Below are 2,986 nucleotides of genomic sequence, written 5' to 3'. Positions count from 1 at the left end.
CAAGGATAGCCTGCGCGTCCGCAAGCTCCGGGCCTCGCTCAATGACGGTTACCGGTTCCAATTGATTTTCGGGGAACCGCCTACATAGCGCGATTGCCCTGGGGGTGGGCGGGGCTTTCCGGGCTGGGATGGGGCTTTTTGTGTAAATGCCCGCTCGTTCCCACGCGGCGCGTTACCGCCCTTAAATGCGAATTACGAGCTAACCGGGGAATTGCGGCCCCGCGCGGGGTGGTCTTGGCTGGGGGTGCTCCACCCGATTCGAGGCCTCCCCTCATGGACTGGCAAACCCGGCTCATCACCCTCCACCTGTTCGTTTGCGACCATTTCGCCCAGGGCCTCTGGATCCACGCCCAGCGCTTCGCGCCCCATGCCGATCTGGGCTTCACCGACGAGGAGGTCGTCACGGTCTGCCTGGCGGGCCTCCTGGACAAGAGGCGCGAGATACGGACGATCCACGGCCATGCCTTTGACTACTGGGCCGAGTGGTTTCCACGCCTTCCCGGCTACGGCGCCTACGTGCGGCGCCTGAACCGGCTGGCGGAGGTGTTCCCCCCGCTCCTGGCGCGGCTGTGCCCCGACGGGCCACCCCCGACCGACATCGGCCTGATCGACTCCCGGCCGGTGATCCTGGCCCAGCAGGGCCGACGCTTCAACGCCAGGGTGGCCCGCCAGGAATTGGCGAACAGCGGCTACTGTCCCACCAAGAACCTGTGCCACCACGGCGTGAAGGTCCACGCCATTGGCGACCACCGGCCCGGCACCCTGCCGCTGCCCCGCTACATCGGCGTCACCCCCGCCGGGATGAGCGACGGCCCCGCCCTGGAGGCCGTGGCGCCCGCGCTCGCCTACCGGGAGCTGTGTTCCGGCAAGGCCTACGAGCACCTCGCCCGGAACCCCGGCCTCGGGTTCGCGGTCCTGACCCCGGTCAAGAAGGCCAAGGGCCAGGAACGCCTGGATTCCGCCGACCGGCTCTATTCCGCCGCCGTCTCGCGGGTCCGCCAGCCCGTCGAGTCGCTGTTCAACTGGATACAGGACAAGACCGGCATCGAGTGCGCCAGCAAGGTCCGCTCCTTCCGGGGGCTGCTCGTCCATGTCTTCGCCCGCCTCGCCGCCGCCATGTTCCTGCTGAACGGCGGATTTCAAAGCGCGTAATTCGCATTTAAGCCAATGAGCCAAGGCCCGAAGCGCTAGGAAAGTGTAGCGCCAGCCACACCGTGACTTGATCGGGGGGTGTCCATTCCACCCGGTGTCGGCAATGGGCGGGCAACGGGAGGGCATCCCCCGGCTGTAGCGTCACCGCCTCGTCCCGGCCTTCGACGGTCAGGCGGGCCGCGCCCTGTAGCAGCATCACCCACTCGTCCCAGGCTTGGTCGTACCACTCGCCCGCCGGTGTGGCGTGGCCCAGGGAAAGGATGCGCTCCAGCCGGAAGGCGGGCGTTTCCAGCAGGATTTCGAAGCGCTCCTCGGGCAAGTGTTCGGGGAGGTCGGACAGCCAGGAAAAGATGGGCGGCGAGGGGAGGGTGGGCATGATGCGCGGCTCCTGAGCGGTTGAAATGCGTGGCCAGTCATGGCCGGGACGCCCCACGGGTTTTTCACAAAGGCGGTGGGCAAACCTCCTGAACAGGCGGCGGATTCCAGGCGCTTGGGGGCGTCGTCCAGATTTTGACGGGGGATGGGGGAATTCTTCCCGCGCACAGCCCGCTTTGCTAGAGTGCTGCAACACCCAAACAAAACGGAGGAAACCACAATGGCGTTAATTTCCATACTCATCATCATGGGGCTGGCGGTCTGGTTCCACCAGACGGCGGAGCGGCTGGGCCTGCCGGGCGTGGCCTGGGCCATCGCTGGCGTGATCGTCTATTACGGCGGATTCTCGCTGTGGCTGCACGGCGTGCTGCGCGGCAGCATGGGGGGTCTGTTCAACAGCCATGGCCTGGGGGTCGCCATCGCCATGGATGGATCATCCATTCTGTTTGGGGCGGCTTGCGCGGCCTTGCTGCGGCACAAGGTGCTGATGAGGAAGGGCGGCAAACCTGCGGATGACTTGCCTTGAGCGGGACGGGCGCTTACCAGGAGGACGGCAGCTTGCGCTTGATGCGGAGCCTCTTGCCTTCGACCTCGATGTAGTCGCCACGGGCCAAGTCCTTCATGATCCGGCTGACCATCTCGCGGGAGCAGCCAATGACGTTGGCGATGTCCTGATGGCTGGGCTTGGGGTTGACCACCCAGCTTGAGCCATCGGGCACGGCCATGCCGTTGATGGTTTTCGCCAAGCGGCCATAGACGTCGGTCAACGCCAGTCCGCGCACGCTGTCGGTCAGGGTGCGGATGCGCCGCGTGAGCAGGTGGATGATGCTGACCGCCGCGTCCGGGTATTCGCGCAGCCACGCCTGGAACGAACTGCGGGGAATCAGGAGGCAGATGGTGGACTCAAGGGTTATGACCGACGCCGAGCGGGGTTCCCCGTCGAGCAGGGACAATTCGCCGAAGAACGAGCCGGCCTCCAGGGTGGCGAGTGTCACGGTGCGGCCCGATTCGTTGCTCAGGAATGCCTGCACCCGGCCACTGAAAATAATGAACAGGGAACCGGCCTCGTCGCCCTCATTGATGACGACGACGTTCTTGGGGTAGTTCTTCTTGATGCCCGACGCTGCCAGTTGCTCCAAATACTTGTCGGGCACTTCGGAGAAGTAGGGAATGTTCTTTAATCCTGCCAGGACTTGATCGGACACGGTGGATTGGCGCTCGCTGTTGTATGGGGGCGGAAACGTGACCGCATTTTCCGTGTTCGGGAATCGCGAAGCAAGGGAGGTGGGAAACGGCGCAGGGCAATCGTGTTATCTCCCTCTCGCCTTTGGGAGAGGGTTGGGGTGAGGGTATCCAATCAGGGATTTAGCGCTTGTCCACCTCCACCCTGAGATCGAATCCGTGATTTTTAGGGGGGAAATCTCATTTTTAACACCCTCACCCCGGCCCTCTCCCAAAG

The 2,986-nt window shown here is 64.4% G+C and carries 4 protein-coding genes; 2 read left to right on the top strand and 2 right to left on the bottom strand.

What is annotated here, in order from left to right:
- Positions 1-273 precede the first annotated feature (273 nt).
- A complete protein-coding gene (locus tag ACXWUF_RS21415; protein WP_458496562.1) occupies positions 274-1,152 on the top strand; it encodes an IS982 family transposase in 879 nt (292 codons plus the stop codon).
- 7 nt (positions 1,153-1,159) lie between these two features.
- Here the strand turns inward: ACXWUF_RS21415 and ACXWUF_RS21410 are convergent, their stop codons facing one another.
- Positions 1,160-1,528 (bottom strand): cupin domain-containing protein, encoded by a 369-nt coding sequence (locus ACXWUF_RS21410; protein WP_458496561.1) that lies wholly within the window; start codon positions 1,526-1,528, stop codon positions 1,160-1,162.
- A 219-nt stretch (positions 1,529-1,747) separates the two neighbouring features.
- Here ACXWUF_RS21410 and ACXWUF_RS21405 point away from each other — a divergent pair, with 219 nt between their 5' ends.
- Entirely contained in the window at positions 1,748-2,053 is a 306-nt protein-coding gene (locus tag ACXWUF_RS21405; protein WP_458496560.1) for a hypothetical protein, read from the top strand.
- A gap of 13 nt (positions 2,054-2,066) precedes the next feature.
- On the opposite strand, the gene ACXWUF_RS21400 is transcribed toward ACXWUF_RS21405, so the two are convergent.
- Positions 2,067-2,732, bottom strand: a complete 666-nt coding sequence (locus ACXWUF_RS21400; RefSeq protein ID WP_458496559.1) for a Crp/Fnr family transcriptional regulator — start codon at positions 2,730-2,732, stop codon at positions 2,067-2,069.
- Positions 2,733-2,986 lie beyond the last annotated feature (254 nt).

This window comes from Methylomagnum sp. (assembly GCF_054333355.1).
This window is presented reverse-complemented; position numbering and strand designations above follow the sequence as displayed.